This is a genomic window from Moraxella sp. CTOTU46934, from assembly GCF_031979465.1.
GTDB lineage: Bacteria > Pseudomonadota > Gammaproteobacteria > Pseudomonadales > Moraxellaceae > Faucicola > Faucicola tetraodonis.
In genome coordinates this window covers 11,787-35,958 of the sequence record NZ_DALZEG010000002.1, presented here as the reverse complement: position 1 = coordinate 35,958, position 24,172 = coordinate 11,787, and the positions used below count along the sequence as shown (strand labels likewise).

At 44.2% G+C, this 24,172-nt stretch carries 21 protein-coding genes and 1 pseudogene; 21 read left to right on the top strand and 1 reads right to left on the bottom strand.

What is annotated here, in order from left to right:
• Positions 1-3: 3 nt before the first annotated feature.
• Positions 4-114, top strand: a pseudogene (locus RTN07_RS10965) (DUF3465 domain-containing protein); the annotation flags it as partial.
• A 172-nt stretch (positions 115-286) separates the two neighbouring features.
• Here RTN07_RS10965 and RTN07_RS02720 read toward each other — a convergent pair.
• A complete protein-coding gene (locus tag RTN07_RS02720; RefSeq protein ID WP_312175509.1) occupies positions 287-514 on the bottom strand; it encodes a hypothetical protein in 228 nt (75 codons plus the stop codon).
• Between RTN07_RS02720 and RTN07_RS02715 the strand changes: the two genes are divergently transcribed.
• From RTN07_RS02715 to RTN07_RS02620, 20 genes are all read left to right on the top strand, one after another.
• Positions 489-1,595: a phospholipase A gene (locus tag RTN07_RS02715; RefSeq protein ID WP_312175506.1), complete on the top strand. Its 1,107-nt coding sequence runs from the start codon at positions 489-491 to the stop codon at positions 1,593-1,595. The genes RTN07_RS02720 and RTN07_RS02715 overlap by 26 nt on opposite strands.
• 8 nt (positions 1,596-1,603) lie before the next feature.
• Positions 1,604-2,347: a ComF family protein gene (locus RTN07_RS02710; RefSeq protein WP_312175503.1), complete on the top strand. Its 744-nt coding sequence runs from the start codon at positions 1,604-1,606 to the stop codon at positions 2,345-2,347.
• A gap of 326 nt (positions 2,348-2,673) precedes the next feature.
• Positions 2,674-3,216 carry a GspH/FimT family pseudopilin gene (locus RTN07_RS02705; protein ID WP_312175501.1) on the top strand — a complete coding sequence of 181 codons (543 nt, stop codon included), beginning with the start codon at positions 2,674-2,676 and terminating at the stop codon, positions 3,214-3,216.
• Positions 3,213-3,824, top strand: a complete 612-nt coding sequence (gene pilV, locus RTN07_RS02700) for a type IV pilus modification protein PilV (protein WP_096489208.1) — start codon at positions 3,213-3,215, stop codon at positions 3,822-3,824. The genes RTN07_RS02705 and pilV overlap by 4 nt, the downstream gene beginning before the upstream one ends.
• Positions 3,824-4,750: a PilW family protein gene (locus RTN07_RS02695; protein ID WP_312175498.1), complete on the top strand. Its 927-nt coding sequence runs from the start codon at positions 3,824-3,826 to the stop codon at positions 4,748-4,750. The genes pilV and RTN07_RS02695 overlap by 1 nt, the downstream gene beginning before the upstream one ends.
• 3 nt (positions 4,751-4,753) lie before the next feature.
• The gene (locus RTN07_RS02690) at positions 4,754-5,620 is read left to right on the top strand and encodes a PilX N-terminal domain-containing pilus assembly protein (protein WP_312175496.1); all 867 of its coding nucleotides are present in this window, start codon (positions 4,754-4,756) and stop codon (positions 5,618-5,620) included.
• Positions 5,621-5,702: 82 nt separating this feature from the next.
• Complete coding sequence (locus RTN07_RS02685; protein ID WP_312175493.1) at positions 5,703-10,319, top strand: pilus assembly protein; 4,617 nt, start codon at positions 5,703-5,705, stop codon at positions 10,317-10,319.
• An 11-nt stretch (positions 10,320-10,330) separates the two neighbouring features.
• Positions 10,331-10,897, top strand: a complete 567-nt coding sequence (locus RTN07_RS02680; protein WP_312175491.1) for a type IV pilin protein — start codon at positions 10,331-10,333, stop codon at positions 10,895-10,897.
• On the top strand, positions 10,891-11,313 hold the full coding sequence (locus RTN07_RS02675) for a type IV pilin protein (protein WP_312175488.1): 423 nt from the start codon (positions 10,891-10,893) through the stop codon (positions 11,311-11,313). Before RTN07_RS02680 ends, RTN07_RS02675 begins: the two co-directional genes overlap by 7 nt.
• Before the next feature lie 380 nt (positions 11,314-11,693).
• Positions 11,694-12,215 (top strand): pilin, encoded by a 522-nt coding sequence (locus RTN07_RS02670; protein WP_312175486.1) that lies wholly within the window; start codon positions 11,694-11,696, stop codon positions 12,213-12,215.
• 70 nt (positions 12,216-12,285) lie between these two features.
• Complete coding sequence (tfpZ, locus tag RTN07_RS02665; protein WP_312175484.1) at positions 12,286-13,041, top strand: TfpX/TfpZ family type IV pilin accessory protein; 756 nt, start codon at positions 12,286-12,288, stop codon at positions 13,039-13,041.
• A gap of 80 nt (positions 13,042-13,121) precedes the next feature.
• Positions 13,122-14,921 carry a PglL family O-oligosaccharyltransferase gene (locus RTN07_RS02660; protein WP_312175481.1) on the top strand — a complete coding sequence of 600 codons (1,800 nt, stop codon included), beginning with the start codon at positions 13,122-13,124 and terminating at the stop codon, positions 14,919-14,921.
• A complete protein-coding gene (locus tag RTN07_RS02655; RefSeq protein WP_312175477.1) occupies positions 14,921-16,186 on the top strand; it encodes an exopolysaccharide biosynthesis polyprenyl glycosylphosphotransferase in 1,266 nt (421 codons plus the stop codon). Before RTN07_RS02660 ends, RTN07_RS02655 begins: the two co-directional genes overlap by 1 nt.
• Positions 16,187-16,225: 39 nt before the next feature.
• Complete coding sequence (gene pseB / locus RTN07_RS02650) at positions 16,226-17,224, top strand: UDP-N-acetylglucosamine 4,6-dehydratase (inverting) (protein WP_309593489.1); 999 nt, start codon at positions 16,226-16,228, stop codon at positions 17,222-17,224.
• A gap of 54 nt (positions 17,225-17,278) precedes the next feature.
• Entirely contained in the window at positions 17,279-18,472 is a 1,194-nt protein-coding gene (pseC, locus tag RTN07_RS02645; RefSeq protein ID WP_312175472.1) for a UDP-4-amino-4,6-dideoxy-N-acetyl-beta-L-altrosamine transaminase, read from the top strand.
• Positions 18,472-19,146, top strand: coding sequence for a pseudaminic acid cytidylyltransferase (pseF, locus tag RTN07_RS02640; protein WP_312175469.1), 675 nt, complete (start codon positions 18,472-18,474; stop codon positions 19,144-19,146). Before pseC ends, pseF begins: the two co-directional genes overlap by 1 nt.
• The gene (gene pseG, locus RTN07_RS02635; RefSeq protein ID WP_312175467.1) at positions 19,143-20,810 is read left to right on the top strand and encodes a UDP-2,4-diacetamido-2,4,6-trideoxy-beta-L-altropyranose hydrolase; all 1,668 of its coding nucleotides are present in this window, start codon (positions 19,143-19,145) and stop codon (positions 20,808-20,810) included. Before pseF ends, pseG begins: the two co-directional genes overlap by 4 nt.
• A 55-nt stretch (positions 20,811-20,865) precedes the next feature.
• Positions 20,866-21,918 (top strand): pseudaminic acid synthase, encoded by a 1,053-nt coding sequence (pseI, locus tag RTN07_RS02630; RefSeq protein WP_312175464.1) that lies wholly within the window; start codon positions 20,866-20,868, stop codon positions 21,916-21,918.
• Complete coding sequence (locus tag RTN07_RS02625; protein WP_312175461.1) at positions 21,918-23,174, top strand: oligosaccharide flippase family protein; 1,257 nt, start codon at positions 21,918-21,920, stop codon at positions 23,172-23,174. The genes pseI and RTN07_RS02625 overlap by 1 nt, the downstream gene beginning before the upstream one ends.
• Positions 23,171-24,172: a glycosyltransferase family 52 gene (locus RTN07_RS02620; protein ID WP_312175459.1), complete on the top strand. Its 1,002-nt coding sequence runs from the start codon at positions 23,171-23,173 to the stop codon at positions 24,170-24,172. Before RTN07_RS02625 ends, RTN07_RS02620 begins: the two co-directional genes overlap by 4 nt.

Sequence of the window (24,172 nt, the reverse complement as noted above, 5' to 3'; positions counted from 1 at the left end):
CAAGGTGAATATATTTATAACGACAAAGGTGGCGTTGTACATTGGACACACCGTGACCCCGCTAGCCGTCATCAAGACGGTTGGCTTGAGTATAAAGGCGAGCAGTATCAATAGAATTGCCCATACAAGCACCCATAGAAATACCAATAATTGATGAGCCAATAGTTGATGAAAACTTTACTTTACTGTTAAAAATTATTATGCATTTGTTAACTATTTGTCATCAATTTTTGCTATCATGAACGATATTTTTGTAAGAAGGTCAACCTATGTCACAACTTACGCTTTACCGTACCTCTTTATCGCTTGCTATACTAGCCACACTAACAGTTACAGCAACTACGCAGGCAAAAACTTCAACAAAAGCTTCAACAAAAGCTTCAACAAAATCCTCAACAAAAGCTTCAACAAAAGCTTCAACAAAACCCTCAACACAAGATTCAACAAAAACTTTAATAAAAACAACCGTTATTCCTGTCGACGAGCAAATGCTGCTAACCTGTTCAAAAATCACTGACAATGTCGCGCGTCTAGCTTGTTTTGACAAGATAAGCGTTGGTAAAATCGAACCCGAAGCCAAGGCGCCCCTTGATATTGCCAAAACCTTGAAAGTGAGTATCAAAGAAGGTAAAGCAGTGCCCGTGTTAGCCGTGGATCAAACGACAACCGTCACGACTCCCACTAAAAACGAGCAAAAAAAACTGGATCATTTGGTACCCAACAAGCTTGACAAAACCATCTTAAAACAAGTGGGGGTGACTGCAACGGATGTGGAAAAATATACGCCACTGAGTGTGTTATATGACTTGGATAAAAATGATCCCAAAGGGATACTGACGATACGTCCACATTTGCCCATGTATGTCATGCCGCTTTGGTACAACGCGACGCCAAACTATGATATTCATTCACCCACCCAAGATCATGTTCGCGCATCGAAAGATTCTTTGCAGCACTTAGATAGCAAGCTGCAAATTTCAATGAAAACCAAGCTTGCCCAAGATGTGTTCGATACCAATGCCGATGTTTGGCTTGGCTATACCCAGCAGTCTTATTGGCAAGTGTACAATGGTAAGTATTCAAGACCTTTTCGCAGCACAGATTATCAGCCAGAGATATTTTTGACACAGCCTATCAAGGGTAATCTGCCTGGGAATGGGTCATTAAGAATGTTAGGCGCGGGGCTCGTGCATGAATCAAATGGACAATCAGACCCGTTATCCCGTTCTTGGAATCGTATCTATGCGATGGCAGGGACGGAGTGGGGCAAACTCACCGTGATTCCAAGACTGTGGCTCATCGCAAATGAGAACAGTAAAGACTCGGATAACCCAGATATTGGCGACTACATGGGCTATGGCGATGTGCGTTGGTTGTATCCGCTTAATGACCAAAGCACAGTCGGCGGTGTGATGCGTTATAATCCAAGTACCAATAAAGGCGCTATACAGGTGGATTATGCTTATCCATTGAAAGGCGGTATGAAAGCGATTTTACAAGTATTCCATGGCTATGGTGAAAACATCCAAGACTATAATCATAAGAGCACCAATGTTGGTATTGGTATCATGTTCAATGATTTTAAAGGGCTTTAACTGCGTTTATGGCAATCATAGCCCCCTTGCCTTGGTGGCGATTGCCCTTTGCCATGGCGTTGGTATATCAAGCGAAAGTTCATCACCGTTGCCAATTATGTGGCATCAATGATTGCGCTGCAGCAGGCTTTGATAACTTAGCACCGCGTCACCATGAGCATTGGTTCAATCGACAGCAATTTCTTTGTCAGCCATGCCATAGCCAGTTTGCATGGTCCGCGTCATGCTTTAATTTGCAACTAAAGCAAACGTCACTGCGTGGCGTAGCCAGCGGCTACTATCAATATCCCCTCAATAAAATCATGCTTGGGTACAAAAATGGGCAGCAGTTACATCATCTGCCCGTTTTGGTTCAAGCTATCCGCCAGCTTAAGCCGCCTCAAGGATGTCATGCCAAAAACTCTTTAATCGTTAAAGTGCCAACAAGTCTACAGCGCATTAGGCAACGCGGCTTCGATCCGCTTGCCATGTTAACCGCTTATCTAAGCTTTCACTGGCAAATCCCTGTTTTTACGGGTGTGCAGCGACTCGACCGACCTCACCAGCAGGGTCTAAGCCGAGAAGAGCGTTTAGATAATATCAAAGATGCGTTTTCCCTAACAGATATGCCCCCTAGCAAAAATTTGATTTTGTTTGATGATGTGGTCACCACAGGTGCCACCCTGTCTGAATTGGCTAATCTACTCACAAATTATCACCCATCTGCCCATATTTATGCGTATTCAGTCTTGCATGGTAAGGTTTTGCATTAGGTCCTGCTTGTCACTGTTTTGCGACCAAACTTGCATCGCCATATCGTTAAAGCTCGCAGATAAAGGCGGGCTACCAGTGGGTCATTGTAAGGATGCTTTAAAATACTATGCTAAAAATGATTTGATAATACGTGAGCGCCCTTTCGTCCTAATTCACTTAGCAACGATAAGTGGCTTAGGTAAATTACCGTTAGTAAACTTTAGGCATGATAATTAACAAAAATACTGAGATAATAGGTATGTTTTTTGCTTTAATATTAGAATGGTTTGTGCTAGTAAACATGGTATGATAGGTCGTTTATTAAGGGGTATGAATGGGTAGCATGATGAAAGTTTTGAACAGACAGTGTCATTGTAACCAAAATCGTGACCAAGGTTTTACGCTGATTGAGCTTGTCATCACCATTGCGATTATGGCTATCATTGCCGCGATGGCAGCACCAAATATGCAAAAACAGATACGACAAGCGAGAATCAAAGATGGGGCAAACATCATTGAAGCTGCGCTAAAAGATGCAAGAACCCAAGCAATGATTGCTCAGCGATCTACTAGGGTAGTGCTAACTAACAACACGTCAAGCAAAAAAATCACTGTATTGTATGTAAAAAGGTCGGCAACAGATGCTGATGAAATGCTGTCTGACTATACGCTAGACAAAAATTTGACGATTACCGCTAGCCCGAGTGCCTTAACTGCAGTTAGTTTTACCCCTTATAAAAAAGCTTACCAAGGGGACACCGGAACGGGCACTGTCACAGATAGCTCGACCAATTTTTCAGTCTGTTATGGCGCTGGGTCTGATAAATATACCATCATGGTCGATGCAAGCAGTAATATTGTCACTAGCAAAAATGGGACGTGTTCATGAACTCACAAAAAGGCATTGGCTTAATAGAAGTGCTGGTGGCGTTGATGTTGTTAGCAATCGCGGTGCTTGGATTCACTGCCATGCAGATGACCGCAGTCAAAGCCACCGATGAGAGTTTGATGCGTACCCGAGCATTAACGGTACTGCGTGGTGCAGCCGAGATGATGCGAGCGAATATAGATGGCATACCCGCATTCAAAACAGCGATTAACGGCACCGCCACCACACTCACCAACACAGATACTAGCAATGTGGCTATCACCAAAGATAGTTGTATGACAGGGGGTACGCCTGTGTCCTGTACCATTAAGCAATTGGCAGTAAAAGACGCCTTAACCGTCAAGCAATATGCCACAGACAATGGCTTGAACGTGGGTATGGCAACTTGCCCGACCAAACGCACGACAACCACTAGCGCTAGTGGTGTTGCCACAACGATTAGTACGGTTGGACAAGACCGCCAATGCCTGATTGCTGCTTGGGGCGATACCGACCCGATTTTTTTGGATACCGCCGTTGCATCCGATACGACTAAAGACAAACCCTGCGCTAATGAAGATGCGGTCTATAATTTTGGTGCACAATGCTTCATTATGGAGGCATACTGATGATATCAAATTATCGTTCCACTTCTGGCTTTACTTTAATAGAGCTCATGATTTCATTGGTATTGGGGCTGCTGATTTCTGCTGCGGTAATACAAGTATACCTAACGAATACCAAAACCGCCTCAACCCAAAAAAGTGGCAGTGAGCTACAAGAGGCAAGCGTTTTTGGTTTGCAGCAGCTAGAGAGCCATTTGCGATTGGCAAACTTGGGCAATTCAGTAACCTCTATTACCGATACAACGGCGGGTGGTGGCATCGTATTATCACTACAAAATATCCGAGTAACTGACACCGCCTATAGTCCTTTTTTGACCCACACTGCAGGCGACACAGGTTTTACCAGTGTGTCTAATATCACAGGGATCAATAGCGACCAGTTAACGATTCAATTTAAAAATACCACGGGTGTAAAAATTCCTGATTGTGAAAGTGCTGATATTGATCCAAAAGCTACTGTAATTGAGCGATATTTTATTAGAAGTTCAAGTACCACAGGGCAAGGGCTGTTGCTAGCTTGCGATGCGGGTAGGATTACAACTGCAGGCATTACTGGTTTGAGTGCGAACTATCAAAGCGGTGGCAGCGAGGTAATCTTAGGGGTAGACCAATTCAAAATCTTGTTGGGTATCCAAACTGACGCACCTAGTGATGCTGGGTTGATGCGTTACCTGACCGCCAGTGAGTATTTAGCATTGTCTGGTACCAAGCCGCCCATTACCGCAGTCAAAATTGGGCTTATTGTCCGAGGCAGTTCACCTGTCATCGGTAGCGATGTCGCGACCAGTTTTAAGTTATTAGGCGCAACTCAGCCATTAAAATCAGGACAGCCTAAGCTGGTACGTACTACCTATGAATCTACGACCTTATTGAGAAACGCGCGAGTTATCAATATTGACACCAGTACGACATTAACTGCGGGGAGTTAGCCAATGAGCAATCCAATCCTATTGATCAGTACGCAATCCGCGCCTATCATTCCAACAAACAACAGCTATAACTTGCCATCTCATCAACGTGGCGCGGCGCTCATTGTAGTATTGTTGTTTTTGGTGCTTATCCTATTAGCAGGGGCGATAGCAGTACGTCAAAGTACTACGGATCTCAGAACTGCCACCGCTGATCAAATCAACACCCTGTTGCTACAATCAGCCGATAGTGGCAATCAAAAGTTAGAGGCGATGGTGAATGCCAATCCTAGTTCACAGGCATATAAAGATATTACTAGCGTGTCAGGGGCTATCGGGCATTTTTTACTCAATTCTGACAATGCTACCAACGAATTTATCTACTGCTATAATCCGCGTGAAAAAAAATACCTTGCCAAAAACGCTACCATCCTAAAAAAAGGCGGGGGCTACTGGAGTGGGCGTGACAGTGGCTACTGTGACTATACCAGTGCCGATAGCTACACAAGTGATAGACAAACCTCAATGACCCAGATGAATATTGCGGTCACCCCACCTGAAACCGATGCTGAACCATTTTCACAAATGGTGATTGGGAAAGAAGTAGAAAACCGCACCAGTAAGAAGTTCAAGTTTGACATTCGCGCCACTGCAGCCTTACCTGCGTATGCAGAGCCTAAGGTGGGTTCTGATAAGTGCTTTGAACAAACTGCTATCCAAGACAATGTAGAGCCAGGAAAATCTTCTCTGATTGAGTGTATGCGTAAAGCCAACACCCCAAGCAAGATGCTTTACGAGCAAGCGGATGTCGAGAATATGTCAAGCTCAACCAACTGTATTCCGTTTGGCAAAGGTACAGGGACATTATCGTCAAAATGCACTTTAAGCTAATCAGGTAGATAAGGTTTGTTAAGATAAAGATAATGTGGTGATAACGATGAAACCCAAATTTGGTGTTAAGAGGTCTAAAGCAATGAATCAATCGTATCAAGGTAAAATAACGACTTCAATCAAATATGTAGTTATTGCTATGTCGATGATGGTGGCGGTGAGTACTTCACAGGCGGATGTGAGCCAAAAGAAAATCGGTGATTTGGAGATTTATAAGGCAGCAACTGATGGTCAGATTAATCTGATGATGATGCTCGATACGTCAGGATCGATGGGGATCAGCTCGCTAGTATTACCTAAAAACAATCCTTATGGTAGCCCGGGGGATGTCGACACAGGTCTATGTGACCGTGTCATTGTGTACGAGTATAACAATAATCGTTCAAGTACTTATCCATTTGCTGAATGGGCTTATAATGCTAGAGATACCCGTGATGGCGAGACTAAAGGTAAAACTTCTTTTAAGAAATCAGTCACTATCAATGGAACTACGATACCCTATTATTTAAGAGGGTGCGGTACAGCAAGCATTGATGCGGCTGGTAAGCTTGTTGAACCCGTAGATTCTACAGGTCGACAACTTGGGGCTTTTGATAGATTGTCTCGGCTAAAAGATGCGTTAATTACTTTGTTGGCAGGCACCGATATCAAAAACAGTATTGTTATGGGCTTAGGGCAATTCTCTTCCAAGACAGAGATTAATATCAGTGGCGCTACTAACAAAATTGTTGATGGTCACTCAGGTAGAATATTGGTAAAGGCAGCAGCCTTGGATCAAAATCAACGGATAAAACTTATTCAAGCAATTGCTGGTATTCAATCATTAGATACTACAACCAACCAAGATGGCAGTGCCAATGATGCACTTAAATTCTCTAGTAACAACTATCCAAACGTAACCAAGGCTTCCAGTGGTACGCCAGCCGCTCATGCGTATGCAGAAGCAGGGGCGTATATGATGGGTACCACGACGGGTAAAGACCCAAATCCTCCATCATCTGTTAGTATCGTGTATGATGGCTCAATGACCATGCAAAATCCAACTACAAAAGAACAAGTATATTTCACTTGTGTTAGCTTAGGCGGTGGTGAAACTAGTATTTTTAATGGGAATGCCAAGGTCAAACAGTGTGTCAATAACTGGCCAGGATACGATAGTAGTAATAAAATAATAACAACTGCAACCATTAATAGGGGTGTCTATATGCCTAATGGTAATGGTGGCTGGACACAAATCACTAGCCTTGATGACTTTAAAACCAAAAGCGGCGTCACGACTATGGATAGTGGCTGGGAAACCTTTACCAAGCTTCCTGTTGGTTGGCGGTATGGGGGCTGGATGAAAGTTGCCAATGAGCCGATGGATATTGAACCAATTGTCGGCACGGTGTGGACAGGCTATGCAGGTGGTACTATTGGTATCGTGTCTTATCGTACCAGTCCTTTTTCCATCAAAAATACTACTACGTCAACAAATGGAATTGGTGAGCCAATAGAAAATATGTATGGCGGTATTGCCTATTCAGCAGCCGATACTAACAATGGTACGAACTACTACCGAGGGGCGACCCCAGTGACTAGCACCACGGCACAGTGTGATTCTAATGGCATCTATTTCTTGACCGACGGTGCGCCTAACTCAACCAAAGATGACATGGCGAAGACTATTCTCAACAAGTCACTCAACGATGATACCAGATACACCATCATCACCAAGCCTACAGGTCTGATCTCACCAACGCTACAGTCAGGGCTATTTTCTGGTGAGATAGGCGGTTGGGAATGGATAGGGGAATATGCCAAACGCCTTCGTAATGCTTCTCAAAATCCTTCAGGTATCTCAATCAAAACCGCCGTTGCAGGATTTGGTTCCTCCTTTGCGGGTTTAGATTATAATAGTGATACCAAGCTATATAATTGTGACACTGCTACGGCTAATAACGACGCAAAAAACGCTTGTAAATGGGGTCAACAGGGTGCAGGCTACGGTGAAGGCGGATTCTTTTATGCTCAAAGTTCTGAAGATATCGCTAATAGTGTATTAAGCTTTATTCAAAACCTTAATAATACATTACCTGCTACCCCATCAGGCACTATCATTGTCCCTGATGACCCTTACAGAGCCGATAGCCAACTAGCGGTGGCTTACTATCCCATCTTACAAGCCGAAGTTGGTAAAAACCAAGCGATCTGGGCAGGTAACCTTAAAAAATACAATCTAAATGAAGGTACGCTATATGGCAAAAATAATAGCGCATTATTTTTGGATGTCGCAGGCAATCTAAATCCTGCCACTGAAGATCTTTGGAGTGCAATAGCGGATATCAATGGTAAAAATAATAATGTCACCTCAGGCGGATTTTATAGTAACTTAAGCACCCCAAACACCACTGTGAATAATGTAAGAACCTTGTACATTGAAGATAACACTTCCTCAAATGATAGAAGTCCTCGCCTACGCAAATTGGGCGTCAATGTCTCAGGTAAAGTCACCTTGGATGGAAGTATCATCAGTACCTCAAATACCTTTGTGGATACCACCACGTATTCGCGTACCAATGTCAATTTATTACTACAATTTTTAGGTTTTACATTGACGGATGCGCAAAAAACCCAAGCCTTAGCGGATTTGGTACTCACTGCACCAGCGTCACCTGTCAAAGTCCTTGGAGCCACCATTCATTCAACACCAAGCATGGTGTCCTACTCAGCCGATCTTGATACCGATGGTAAAGTCAGCAGTACCCGTGATGATTATGCGTTATTTGGTTCGAGCGATGGGTCATTACACATGGTAAATGCCGATGATTACACCGCTACAAGCAATGGGGGAAAAGAGCAGCTTGCCTTTATCCCTAAACAAATGCTCATCAGCCAACCACAGGCGCTTATCAATGGTACAGGTACAGATGTTGGCAAACCTTACTTTGGTGTGGACGCCCCTTGGCTAGTGAGTGCTAATTATTTTTATGACCTTGATAACAGCAAAGTCACTGTAACGCCTTGTGCAGCAAATACGACTATCGACCCAAATAATACCCGTGACTGCCGTAATACCTACGTTCGTGCTTATGGCGGACTACGAATGGGCGGAGAAGGTATGTATGGCTTAGATTTAACGGATAAAAATAATCCTAAGATGCTGTTTAGAATCGATTCTGCGACGACAGGCTTTGATCGCATGGGACAGATATGGTCAAAACCTACCAAGGCAAAAATTGCCACAGGCATAGACTCGACAACCAAAAAAGTCAATGCTTATAAAGATGTGTTAGTCTTTGGTGGTGGCTACGATACTTGTTATGAAGACCAAGGTTATCAAGTTGGCACCACAACTTCGACCTTAAGCAATCAAAAATCACAGGCGTGTAACCGCACAACCGCTGCAGAATCTCTAGGCAACGCTGTCTATATGGTGGATGCCAAAACGGGTGCGCTTATTTGGTCAGCCACCAAAACAGCCAATGCGGTATCCGGTGCTACCAATACAACAGTCTCTACACTCAGTAATAGTATCGTAGGCGGGATTACTGTACTTGACCGCAACAACGATGGCTATATGGATCAGTTATACTTTGCTGACATGGGCGGTCAAGTGTTCCGTGCTGATTTTACCAATGCTGGATTCATCAAACCTGTGAGCAGTGGCACAGCTGCACCTGAAACTTCATTTAGTAATACGCGCGTAGTGCGTCTACTGCAACCTGCCTTTACTGGCACAGATATCAAGTATAATCACCGTTTTTATGAGCGTCCTGCCGTCAGTTTTTACCGTGGCGATAGTACCTTTAATAACAGCCGATTATTCGCTGTGGTTAATGTCATTTCAGGTGACCGCAGTTCGCCGTTATCAAAACTACGTGCTAGCGATGCTTATGCCGATAGGCTGTATGGCATCATGGACACCGATGTCACGTTGGCAGATAGTATCTTATATGCCAGTGATTTTACCACCCGCAAAGAATCTACCGCCACGGATGCACCTAAAGTACAAAAAGTGGTAGACTTGACCGCCAATACCACAGCGTCTAGCGACTTATTGGCGTTACCCACGGTTACCACAGATTATACTTTAGCTACCAAACAAGCGGCTATCACTTCTGTAAAAGCCAAACGTGGCTGGTATTATCCATTAACGCGCTTTGATGGATTTAATCAAGTCAAATATACCAAAGGCGTGGGTAAGTCTGAGGTTATTGATAGCTTCTTATATACCACTGTCTACAACCCCGATATGAACTATGGCGTCACTGAATCTTGTTCTGCAAAAATCACAGGCGGCTCGGAGCGTCAATTGTACTGTCTACCTTACGGTATCTGCTTAAAAGAAACCACAAATTCAGCAGGGGCGGCTATCGATGAATATGCTGCATCTAAAAATGGCACGGCAGGTTTTGCGCGGGCAGGGCAAGGTATCCAAGAATTGACGCTAGGACCGCGTAGTTCTGCATTGTCTAATCAACGCCTATTGATTGGTACGCAAACAATTACGGATAGAGCCTCCAACCGAGTGGAGTTTGGTGATGACAGCAGTAAGCTGTTGGCGGGTGATACGGGGTCTAATAATATTGGACTTGATAAAACTAGCCAGCCATTATCTGGTCTAAGTAAAACAACGGGTGATGGCTCAGCTATAGAGAATATCTACAATGATCGATATACCTTAAAGCCAAATACTTGGTATGAAGTCAATAAATAACTGAGGCAATGATGAATCGTCACAAAGGCTTTACGCTGATTGAACTGATGGTAACAGTAGCGATGGTTGCGATACTCGCCAGTATCGCTATCCCATCGTATCGGCAATATGCCATTCGCAATGCCGAATCGCAAGCGCAAGCCAAAATGAAGCAGCTAGAGATTGAGCTCAATCGCTGGAGGGCGACTGCACTGACCTATAAAGGCTTTTTACCCAAAAAAATTGCCAGTGACGGTACAGTCAGTTATAGTTATGATACTGGCGCAAGCGATGATGTGGCAAATACGGTGATTTATGTGCCCGCTAACAGCACAGCAGATAATTATCAATACAAGATACTGTTGGTGGATGGGGACAATACTGCCAATAGTTTGGTGCCAACGGCATCTTCGACACTCTCTAATAGCTTGACTGCAGGTAGAGCATGGGTGATGTTTGCTACCCCTAATCCCACAAAATTTAACGATGCGCATAAGATTTTGCTCACTAGCAGTGGAACACAATGCAAAACCAAAAATAGTGACACTAGCGTTACCATCGCATCAACCAACTGTGGTACTTATTCGGAGACATGGTAATGAAAAATCGATATAGTCAACAAGGCTTTACCCTAATCGAGCTGATGATTGTGGTTGCTATTATTGGCGTGCTGGCGGCGATTGCGTATCCAAGCTATCAACGCTACGTCATCAAGACCAAACGCACGGATATGATGGCAGAAATGCAAAATATCGCCGCGCAAATTGAATCGCGTAAACTGGCACAAGGCAGTTACACGAACGCAGGCGCGGGACTCAATGGGAGTTTCCCTAGGAGTGGTACAGCATTATATACCATCACCCTAGCACCTACCCCCCTCGCTGAACGTTGGACAATTACAGCGACACCTGTTAGTTCATCGCAGATGGCAAATGATGGTACGCTCACGTTAAACGCGCAAGGGATAAAATGCCGAAATACCTCATGTGGTACGGGTGAAGAATGGAATAACTAGCTTATCTAGCTAGACATTGAACAATTTTTGGCAGCATGGACAATATTTAGGTTGGGTGGTATAAAATAGTGACAAAGATTGTCACCCATATGACAATAAAATATGAGTAGATGAATAAATTGGGATATTTAAAAAAATTGTCATTTAGATAAGCCTGGATACACTGAATAATTTTTAAATTAATAGCAAAGTAGAAGGCATATTAGCGTTCATTTAGCTGAAAAATTAAATTGGCACACAAACTGCAGTGATTCTATTAGCAACGCAAAGTGATGCTCAGCAAAACTTTGCAGATTGACTCAATTACTTGGATGACTGGCTATATAATTAATTATATGATTAGGTTATCCATTTTATACACTCAAAAATAGGAGTTCATTATGAACGCTCAAAAAGGTTTTACCCTAATTGAATTAATGATTGTTGTTGCGATTATCGGTATTTTGGCGGCGATTGCATTACCAGCTTACCAAGATTATACTAAACGTGCGAAAGTCACAGAAGGTCTATCTTTAGCAAATAGTGCTAAAACTGCGGTGGCTGAAAATGCTTCGAATGCTGCAAAGTATAGCTTAGGTTGGGCTTCGCCTGCTGCCACTACCAATGTGCAATCAGTTGGAATTAATGACACCAATGGCGTAATTACTATCACTTATGGTACACCTGTTGCAGCTACTGGAGCTAATACATTATTACTCTCTCCTTATACAATTGTTTCTACTGGTACGGGTGCAAATGCCACTGGTACAGCTACTGCTTTACCTGATTCATCTACTGCCGGTTATACTGCTCCAGCCGATGCAATTCAATGGCAATGTTTAGCAGCTGGTGCTACGCCTAAAGTTACTGGTGCTTCAGTTGGGACTTTAGCCTCTAAACTTGCGCCATCTAACTGCCGTTAATATGTAATTGTATTAATCGTTAAGTTACAATACCCTATCCTATGATAGGGTATTTTTTTGGAAAAATTTAATGGAAAAAATTACATTACGACAAAAATTAAAGGCATTTACCTATCACCTATTGATCAATTTTTTTGTAGCTTTGCTAAGTTTAATGTTAGTCTACTGGGTATGGTATCCAGCACCACTAGCAAAGGCAACTGGCGTAAATAATATTTATGAATTGATTCTTTTGGTTGATGTTATATTAGGTCCAATATTGACATTTATTGTATTTAAAAAACCTAAGAAGACATTAAAATTTGACTTAGCTATTATTTTTATTTTGCAATTATGTGCTTTATGCTATGGTCTATATACCGTGTATCAGGGAAAACCCGCCTGGATAGCTTACGATGTTGATAGATTTCAATTAGTTAGACTTAATGAAATAGACCAAAGAAACATTAGTAAAGCTAAAAATGAATATAAGTACGCGCCCGTATTTCAGCCTAAATATGTAACTAGTAAAGTTCCTAAAGAAAATATCTCCCTTTCTAACCAAATTTTATTTGATGAAGTATTTAATGGTATTGCACCGCCTCAGCGTCCTGAATTATATATGCCTTTAGACTCGGCTTATCCACAAATAATGCAGAAAGCAAAAGATTTGAAACTATTGAATCAATATAATGACCAAAAAAAGGTAATAAAAATGCTTGATAAATACCCCCAAGCGGATAGCTTTGTGCCACTCAAAGCCAATGCAGTTGACATGACTGTATTAATTGACAAGAAATCAGGCGGCAAGATTGTCAAAATCGTCGATTTAAGACCTTGGAAATAAAAATTTCCGTCATTATTCAATACAAAAAATGCTAAACTACCCCGTTTAGCATTTTTGCGTTTAACCCATACGAAAATCCTATGCTGCCATCTACGCCACCCCAAACCCTCAATCAAGATATCCGTCTATTTACACTATTCATGGGATTAGCCATTTTGACCTATCTGATGCCTTGGCACTCGCCACTGGGGCGGGATTTTGTCGTCAATGCCACCGCATTTGGGTTTGTAAGTTTGGCAGCCGCGGCTTTTTTTTGGCAAAACACGATTACAAAGTTGAGCAAATCTGTGCTCACTTGGTTGCTGCTAGCGCTATTGATTGTATGTCAGCCATTATTTAATCATATCGCTTACCCTGATGCCTTAATCTTTCCGGTGATAAGCTTGGTGGTCGTTGCCTTGACTGCGTTGATAGGCAGTAATATTGAAAATAAAGCGAATTTATTAAACAGCCTGTTTATTGCAGTATATCTCATGGCAATCATCACCTTTATGATTCAAATGATGCAGATGAGCGGCTATCAGATTGATTATAAAGGTTGGGTGATTGCCCGTGGTAACGCCAATGGCGGACGCTATGATGGCAACTTTGGGCAAGCCAATCACGCAGGCTATGCGTTTGTGTTGGCGCTGTGTGGGGTGATTTATCAACTGCAGCAGTCGTTTCAAGAAAAGTTGAATGCACCGCAATGGCTCATTGGTCGATACCGACAATACGCGCGGTTTGGCTTGATGCTATTGTTTGTGATATTTACCATCGGGCTTGCCTTGACACAAAGTCGGGCGGGTCTGGTGATGATGCTGGCGGTGATTCCCATTTTCTTTTTGACCCAGCCGATAGCGTGGAAAAGCAAACTTTCTGCCACCGTTTTTGGTCTTGTCATATTTGTGCTGTACTATATGGGTGCAAGCTGGATTAGTAATTATAGCAGCGCCAATCAGCTTGGGGCGGTGAGCCGTATGGCAGGCGGGCAGGGGAACCGCGCGGCGATGAGCGAACGCGCCATGATGATATTTCATGACCATGTGCTCACAGGGGTGGGCTGGAACAACTACATGGGCGCAAGCGTTGATTATGCCCAATATTTTAAATGGCCAGAGATTGCCGACCATTCCCACAATTTTGCCACCATGATTTTGGCGGAGCTGGGGGTGCTCGGCGCGCTGTGCTTTGTGCCGATTGTCTGGGTGCTGATACGGGCGATTCATCTGCGCCATAGCAGCGAAAGCGCGATTGCACTGGCGTTTGTCATCGCAAGTATCTTGTATGCCAGTGTCGAATACCCGTTATGGTATTTTCGTTATCTCGCGGTTTTTGCCTTATTTTTGGCGTTGATTGAACAGCGCAACTGGCAACTTGCGTGGCAACCCAAGCTAACAAAAGCCCTGTCTGTGGTCATGCTGGGTTTGGCGATGCTATCAGGCTACTATATTTGGCAATATTTTCATCTCAATTATTTGGATTATAATCGCTTTATCAAGCATACCAATCATCTAAACCAAGACAAAGGAATTGACTACCAAAATGACGTGTTTGGCTTTAGTGCTTATCATGACCGCATCCTTGCGATGCAAGTGCCGATTAATCGCCATCAGGCAAGCGTCAAAGAAGCCATCTTTGAAGAAGTGCTAAATACCGATTCTTCCCAGTATAATATATTAGCTTATGCACAGTTCTTAGCCTATAAAGGTGAAAAGCAAGCGGCATTAAAACATATCGAAGCGGCTTGTGTCATGGTAAAAAACTTGTCGGATTGTGATAATGTGGATACCGATTTGGGTAACTTGGCCAAACAAGATCCTGCGACATTTGCAGCTTTATACCGTGAGTTTAAACAATGGCGTGACGCCAATCCTGAAAAAACAGGACTTAAACCATAATGCAGCGGGTAATTTTTTTAGTATGGCAAAATATCGCGTTCCGACTTATCGTGGGTTGGGGGGTGGTGGTGGTGTTGCCCGCCTTGCTAATGTGGCGAATGCGCTTTTTGCAGGGGCGCTGGCTACTGACTGAATTTAACAGTATGGTGTTAGCCACCTTGGGTGTCTTGCTAGTCACCCTTGGTTTGCGCAAACTCACCCAGTTTCCAGGTCAACGCTCCATCAGTTTTGTGTTGCCAACCTTATTGTTGGTGATGATGCTGCTAGGCATGGTGATTATCGTTTTTCGGTTGCCGTATTCGCTATATTATTTTGGCTTATCGGGTGCAATCGGGGTAGTGTTTTTCTTTTTATCGTTTTTACTTGAGCAAAAAGCGCACCAACCTTATATGGCGTATATTCCACTGGGACATTGTCAAAACTTTGAAGCGATTTTTCAAATCCGTTGGTTACGCCTCGAAAAACCGCACTTAGATGCCATACAATCCAAAAAAGTGCAAGCGATAGTAGCAGACCTGTCATCGCCTGCACTCGATGAAGACTGGCAGCGATTTTTAACCGAGCAAACGTTACAGGGCAGACCGGTGTATAATAACCGCCAAGTGTATGAGTCTTTGACGGGTCGTCTGCCGATTCATCATTTGTATGAAAACGAGTTGGGCTCGCTGTTGCCCTCGCAAACCTATTTATGGTTTAAACAACTGATTGATATTATAGCGATTTTATTGGTAGCACCGTTTGTATTGCTGATTGCGGTGATAACTGTTATTGCGATACGGTTGGAAAGTCCGGGTAGGGCCATATTTGTCCAAGAGCGGGTCGGGCAAGGCGGCAAATTGTTTAAAATCTATAAATTTCGCAGTATGCGTTTTGACTCAGAAAAAAACGGGGCAAAACTGGCGCAACAAAATGACCCTCGTGTGACTAAAGTCGGTAAGTTTATTCGTAAAACCCGTATCGATGAATTGCCGCAATTTTTGAATGTGCTTAAAGGCGATATGAGCCTGATTGGACCGAGACCCGAACAGCTAAGTTTTGTCAAAACCTTTGAAAAAACCATCCCTTTTTATAATTATCGACATATCGTCAAACCCGGTATTTCTGGATGGGCGCAGGTCACACAAGGCTATGCCAGTGATACCGATGAGACAGCGCTTAAGGTACAGTACGATTTTTATTATATTAAACATATTTCTTTTGCATTAGATATCTTGATTGTGCTCAAAACCATTCAAACCATGCTGACAGGTTTTGGGGCTAGATAAACTGCGACAAATAACTTTAGCCATAATAGGTAGTGCACTATGTTAAGCAATTCAACCATTTTAGTGACAGGCGGGACAGGCTCATTTGGGCATACCTTTGTGCCGATGACGCTTGAAAAATACAATCCCAAGAAATTGATTATCCTCTCGCGTGATGAGATGAAACAGTGGGAAATGGCAAAACTGTACCAAGGCGACCCGCGGGTACGTTTTTTTATCGGTGATGTGCGTGATAAAGACCGTCTATATCGAGCGCTTGATGGGGTGGATTATGTGGTACATGCGGCAGCAACCAAAATCGTACCCACCGCCGAATATAATCCATTTGAATGTGTCAAAACCAATATCAACGGGGCAATGAATTTAATTGATGCCTGTATTGATAAAGGGGTGAAAAAAGTCGTTGCCTTATCGACTGACAAAGCATCTAGTCCCGTGAATCTGTATGGCGCGACCAAATTGGCGTCGGACAAACTGTTTGTCGCAGGCAACGCCTATTCAGGGGAGCATGGCACACGCTTTTCGGTGGTACGTTATGGCAATGTCATGGGGAGTCGTGGCTCGGTGATTCCGTATTTTCTATCAATTAAAGACAGTGGTGTGCTGACCATCACAGACCCGCGTATGACCCGTTTTATGATTTCGCTTGAGCAAGGCGTGGAGCTGGTTTGGCATGCATTTGAAGACATGGTGGGCGGCGAAATTTATGTCAAAAAAATTCCATCCATGACCATGCCAGATGTGGCAACTGCCGTTTCTGCCACTGCCGAGCAAAAAATCATTGGTATTCGTCCTGGCGAGAAACTGCATGAGCAAATGATTAGTGCCGAAGATTCTTTTCATACCTACGAATATCCCGAGCATTTTAAAATCTTGCCTGCGATTAATGGCTGGGATGAAACGCCTGAGCGTATCAAAGATGGTGTTAAAGTGCCAGAAGGATTCGTGTACGCCAGTGATAATAACAGTGAGTGGATGACAACTGGGCAACTACAAGAATGGATTGAAACCAACAAAGCAAAAATTGGTAAAATTTAATCGCTCACCCTTGATAACAAACCACTTGATAACAAACCCCCTTGGGCAAATATTATGGCAAATCAATTTATCCCTTATGGTCGTCAGCATATCACCCAAACTGATATTGATGCGGTGGTCGCCGTGCTACAGTCTGATTTTTTGACCCAAGGTAGTGAAGTACCGAAATTTGAAGAACGCGTCGCCACCTATACGGGGGCGAAGTTTGGCGTGGCGGTGAATAGCGCGACGTCAGCACTGCATATTGCTTGTTTGGCATTGGGGCTTGGTCAAGGTGAAAAGGGTAAAGACGACTGGCTGTGGACGACGCCGATTACCTTTACCGCATCCGCCAACTGTGGATTGTACTGTGGTGCTAACATTGATTTTGTGGATATTGATCCGCTAACACTCAATATGTCTATCAACGCGTTAGCAGAAAAGTTACAGCTTGCCGATGCTGAAAACCGCTTGCCAAAAATAGTTATTCCCGTGCATTTCACCGGTGAGCCCTGTGATATGGCGGCCATTCATGCGCTATCACAGCAATATGGCTTTAAGGTTATTGAGGATGCCTCCCATGCCATTGGTGGCAAATACCACAATCAACCAATCGGCAATTGTGAGTTTAGCGACATTACCGTGTTTAGCTTTCACCCTGTCAAAATCATTACCACCGCAGAAGGTGGACTGGCAACAACGAATGATCCGGCATTGGCGGAAAAAATGCAGCTACTCCGTAGTCATGGTATCACCCGTGATGCCAATCTAATGACCCATGAACCCGACGGTGGTTGGTATTATCAGCAAATTGATTTGGGCTTTAACTATCGCATGACCGAATTGCAAGGGGCATTGGGGGTGAGTCAAATGAACTATTTGGATGACTTTGTCACTCGCCGTCACCAGCTTGCCAAGCGGTATGATGAATTATTAACAGATTTACCGATTATGTTGCCTTATCGCAATCCTGCTAATTATTCGGGGTTTCATTTATATCCCATTCAACTAACAGCAGACAGTGGCAAAACGCGTAAGCAAGTGTTTGACAGTTTGCGGGCGCAAAATATCGGGGTGAATGTGCATTATATTCCAGTGCATACCCAGCCGTATTATGCGAAGCTGGGCTTTAGACAAGGCGATTTTCCTCATGCCGAGCGCTACTATGCACAAGCGATTAGTTTGCCATTGTATTATGACTTAAGCGAAGCCTCGCAAACGCAAGTGGTCGATGCCTTAAAGATAGCGTTGGCTCAGGCATTAGCATAATGAAGGTCTGTATCATCCCTGCCCGTGGGGGGAGTAAACGCATTCCGCGCAAAAACATCAAAGATTTTTGTGGCAAACCCATGCTGGCTCGTGCCATTGAAACGGCAAAAAACAGCCAACTGTTTGAGCAGATTATCGTCTCCACTGATGATGGCGCTATTGCCGATATCGCTCGACACCATGGTGCTACTGTCAGCCGAAGACCGGCCGAGCTTGCCGATGATTACGCCACTACCGCTGCGGTGATTCGGCATGTGCTGCAGAGCATGCCAAACGCTAGCCATATCTGCTGTCTATACCCCTGTACGCCGTTATTAAAACCGCAGTATTTAACCGACAGTTTTGAGCGCTGGCAGTCATCCAACAGTTTGTATTGTTTTCCGGTTTTAGAATTTGAATCCAATGTGTTACGCTCACTTAAGTTAAGCGATACTGGTGAAGTGTCGAGCATGTTTAGCCAACATGAGCTCACCAGAACCCAAGATTTGCCGCAGGCTTATTTTGACGCAGGTCAGTTTTATTGGGGCAGTCGTGAAGCATGGCTCTATGAGGATAAAATCCATAATCATGCCCTAGGCTATGTGTTGCCAAAATACAGTGTGGTCGATATTGATGATGATAACGATTGGCGATTTGCTGAACGCCTGTACCAAGCACAACTGGAGCGAGCATGAAGATCGTGGTCCGAGCAGATGCAAGTTTAACGATGGGTAGCGGTCATATCATGCGTTGCCTCACGCTCGCTGACGGGTTAAAACAGCAAGGGCATGACATCACGTTTATTTGTCGGGCGCATGACGGGCATTTGGCGGATTTGATTGGGCAAAAAGGTTTTGCTGTGCAGCTGTTAGCCAAAAGCGAGACTGCAGATTTTATCAAACAGCATGCCCATAGCGAGTGGCTAGGCGCCAGTGAAAGCGATGATTTTGCCGAGTGTAAACCCATTTTACAAGCGTTAACGCCAGATTGGCTCATTATCGACCATTATGCGATTGGCGAAAACTGGGAGCAGCAAGCCAAACGACTTTTGCCAAACCTTAAAATTTTAGCCATTGACGATTTAGCCGACCGAACGCACGACTGTGAGATTTTGCTCGACCAAAATTTTGGGCGAAAAAACGAAGATTATCAACCGCTTGTGCCAAGTGATTGCCAACGATTACTAGGTACACGCTATACACTATTACGTGATGAGTTTGCCAACTGGCGAACGATGAGCCTAAGCAGACGTAAAAGCGTGCAGCCGCCCAACAATATATTGGTCAATCTTGGCGGTGTCGATAATGATAATGTCACGCTCAAGATTTTGCAAACTCTCAATACCTTTTTCCAACAATCTACGCAAGCGTTTAACGTGACTGTCGTCATGGGCAAAACCGCACCGCATATCGAAAGTGTGCAAAGGTTTGCCAAGCGCGCAAGTTTTGCGTGTGCGGTACTTGTCAATGTGACTAATATGGCGCAATTGATGGCAAATGCTGACCTTGCGATTGGGGCTGCAGGCAGCACCACCTGGGAGCGCTGTTGCTTGGGCTTGCCGATGGTGCTGATCGTGCTTGCCGATAACCAGCAGGTGATTGCCAAAGCGTTGGCGGATAAAAACCTGGTCAAAGTGGTGACTGATATAGCTAGACTGGATGAGCAACTGCCCCGCTTATTGAGCGAACTGGCCGACAATTATAAAAAATTCAGACGCCAATCTGCCAAATTGGTCGATGGGCAAGGGGCAAAACGGGTTGCGCACTGGATTGAATTTGCGCAAAAATTTCAACATTGTCAAGTGCGACAAGCGACCCAAGCCGATAGCCAGATGATTTGGCAATGGCGTAATCACGTTGACGTACGCCGGTGGATGTTTGGGCAAGATGAAATTGCCCTTGCTGATCATGAAAAGTGGTATGGCAAACAGCTTGACCATGCCAATGTGCATTTGCTGATTTTTGAAGTCGCTGGTGAGCCAATGGGGCTAGTCAATGTTACCCAAGTGACGGTAGATAAATACCAAACGCTGCAGTTGGCAAACACCCATACGCCAAACCCTAATTCATCAAGCCCAAATGAAAAAACCGCCAGTTGGGGGTTTTATTTATCCCCTAATAGCGCAAAAGGGCAGGGGCTTGGCTTTGCGTTGGGGGTTTTGGCGATTGCACAGATTTTCAACACCACCGACATTGGCAAAATCACCGCGCAAGTGCTGGCATATAATACCGCGTCATTGGCGTTGCATCGTAAATTGGGATTTAGCGAAACAGGTGTGTTAAAACAGCATTTTGGTGTGGGTGACAAAGTGTATGATGTGGTTGAGTTTGAATTAAAATCGCAAGATTTTTTATTTTAGGGGTGGGTCTGAGTGGGGTATATATGAAAAAAACGGGGTGTCTATGAATCAAAATATGAATCAAAATTTCAGCATTAACAATCGCCCAATCGGCATTGACCATGCGCCATATATCATTGCTGAAATGTCCGCCAACCACAACGGCGACATCAATAACGCTTACCGTATCATTGACATGGCAAAGGCGTGCGGTGCTGATGCGGTCAAAATGCAAACTTACACTGCAGATACCATCACCCTCAACAGCACCGCCGCAGATTTCCAAATTCATGGGGGATTGTGGGACGGGCGTACCTTGTATGACTTGTACCAAGAAGCTTACACGCCGTGGGACTGGCATAAACCATTGTTTGACCACGCTCACAAAGTCGGTATCACCATGTTTAGCTCACCGTTTGACTTTACTGCGGTGGATTTACTCGAGGATTTGAACGCCCCAGCGTATAAAATCGCCTCGTTTGAAGCGATTGATTTACCGCTTATCAAATATGTAGCAAGTACCGGCAAGCCGATGATTATCTCTACAGGGATGGCGGACCAAACCGAAATTGCCGAGGCGGTTGTCGCCGCTCGTGATGGCGGCTGCAAACAGCTTGCGTTATTGCACTGCGTGAGTGGTTACCCTGCCCCCGCACAGGACTATAACCTGCGTACCATTGTCGATATGCAGCGCCGTTTTGGCGTGCCGATTGGCTTATCCGACCATACGCTTGACAACACTACCGCCGTCACAAGCGTGGCATTGGGGGCGTGTATCATCGAAAAACACGTCACCCTAGACCGCAATGGCGGCGGGGCGGATGACAGTTTTTCACTGGAAAAAGACGAACTCACCGCGCTCTGCCGTGACAGCAAAACCGCTTGGCAAGCGCTGGGACAAGTCGATTATGGGCGAAAATCAAGCGAAATCGGCAATGTGCAATTTCGCCGTTCACTGTATTTTGTCAAAGACATGACGGCAGGGGATGTGATTGATGAAAGCTGCATCCGTAGCGTTCGCCCTGGCTTTGGGCTTGCCCCGAAGTTTTATGATGAATTAATGGGCAAAAAAGTGATAACGGATATCCAAGCTAATACCGTCACCTCGTGGGATGTCCTTGAAAGGTAATGTTAAATAAAATTAAACGTTTAACACAATCTGCTTTGCTCAAGGACAGCCTGATTTATGTGGTGGGCGAGATGACGGCCAAAGCCGTGCCGTTTTTACTATTGCCCTATTTGACACGGGTCTTAGGCACAACGGGCTTTGGTGATTTGTCCTATTATTTATCGCTCACGGCATTTATTGTAATCGCCATGAGTCTGTCGCAAAATGGTGCTTTGACCCGTTATTTTTATGTGTATGGCAGGCATGGGCTGGGCAATATTTTATTGGCGGGCGGGCTATATAGCGTGGGCGTACTGCTGATTGGGACGGTGATTAGTTGGCTGTTACATAGCGAATTGTTATTTTACTGCTTTTTTACCGCCTTTTTGCAAACCTTGGTGCAAAATCAACTGGCACTACGGCAATGCCAAAAACGCCCGTTTAGCTATCTGACCATCCAACTGGGCTTAGCCTTGGGCAATTTACTATGGACGCTGCTGATTTTTCAGTTTTTTGCTGGCGATACCACCGATAAAGTTGCCCAGCGTCTTATTGCAATTATCTTGGCGCATGGGGTTACTTTTGTCGCAGCATTGGCGTGGGCAAAATACCAATTTGCTATCAAGTTTCGCTTTACCCCAAAACGGCTCAAACTGGGACTTGGTTATATTTTAACGCTAGGCTTGCCGCTGCTGTTACATGGGTTAAGCTATACCATCAAAGGGCAACTTGACCGAGTGTTGATTCACGAGCGGTTTAGCAGTCATGAGCTAGGCGTATACTCGGCAGGGGTGCAAGTCGCTAGTAGCTTGACCATTGTGATTATGGCGGTCAATTCTGCGCTGGTGCCTCACTTATATGAACGACTAAAATCGCAGCGCATGACAGTGATGCAACTGCATCGATTGTTTTGGCTGAGTTTGATGGTGCCTGTTATGTTGACTGCCATGGCGTGGGCGATGCCGTCGTCATTGATGGCGTGGCTATTGGGGGCAGATTTTGCCCAAAGCCAGTATTATGTGGTGATGTTTGTACTGGCGTTTTCGCTGATAATTCCGTATTTATTGTTGGTGAATTTTTTGTTTTATCATGCCAAAAGCGCGCAAATCTCGCTGTGTTCCGTCATCTCAACGGTCGTGTATTTGGTTGCCTTGTGGGTGTTAAGTGGCATATCACTGGCGGTGGTGCCGTATGCGACTATTATTAGTGGCGTGGTGATTTTGCCGTTGTTATATTATTATACGCTGCAGGTGGAAAAGGTCAAAAAAACGCCATGAATCTCATTCTTTGTATTACCCCCTTGCAAGTGTTGATTGCCAAGCAAATTATTCAGCGACACAGTACCCCCTTTATTGGGCTTTATTTGCCGTATGGCGCCCATTCAAAAAGCGAGCCCAAACACCGCTATTATTTTGAACAACTTGAGCAGGTCTGCGAAAAATCCGCCTTTATCGAACTGAACAATAAAACATGGGGCGAACGTTTTTCCACCCTAAACCACATCAAAACCACGTTAAAAAAATTGGGCATTTGGCAACAGTCGATTGATGGCGTGTATCTTGCCAGTATTGACGTGTTGTTTTTGCAATATGTTATTTCTAAAGTAAAATTTAAAAATCTGTATACCTTTGATGACGGCACCGCTAATATTTTCCCCAATTCTAGCTATTTTCAACCGTTACCAAAATCCTTGCCATTACAACTGTTTAAACACGTCGTGGGCATTACTTATCCCAGTATCCCTAGTATTTTGGCTATATCCAAAAAACATTTCACCATTTTTCCCCGGGAAAAAAATATCATAGCTACTACCGAGCCTGTTTATTTGTTTGATAAAGTAGACAATCAGCCTGATGAAAATTTGCCGGTAAAACGGCTGTTATTGGGGCAAGCCCTCGACAATTTTATCGGTGACAAAGCTTATGCTGATATTGTAGAAAAAATGGTCAAGGCATTTCACCTTGACGCATTTTGTCCGCACCCGCGAGAAAACTTGGATTTTAGCCATCTTTTGCCGGTGATTGATAGCGATAAAATCATTGAAGATTATCTAAGCGAGGCATTGCAACAAAACCCCCAGCAACGCTTTGAAATTTATACCTTTATCAGCACTGCCGTGTTTTCGCTCAAAGAATTTCCCCGCACCCAAGTATTTATGGTGTATACCCAAGCGCTGTGGGATAAATTCCCTGATGCGTATCAATTTCTTGCCAGTCGTGGTTTTACCCTCGTCAATTTAGATGACGCAGATAATCTAAATGGGTTCAAAGGGTAA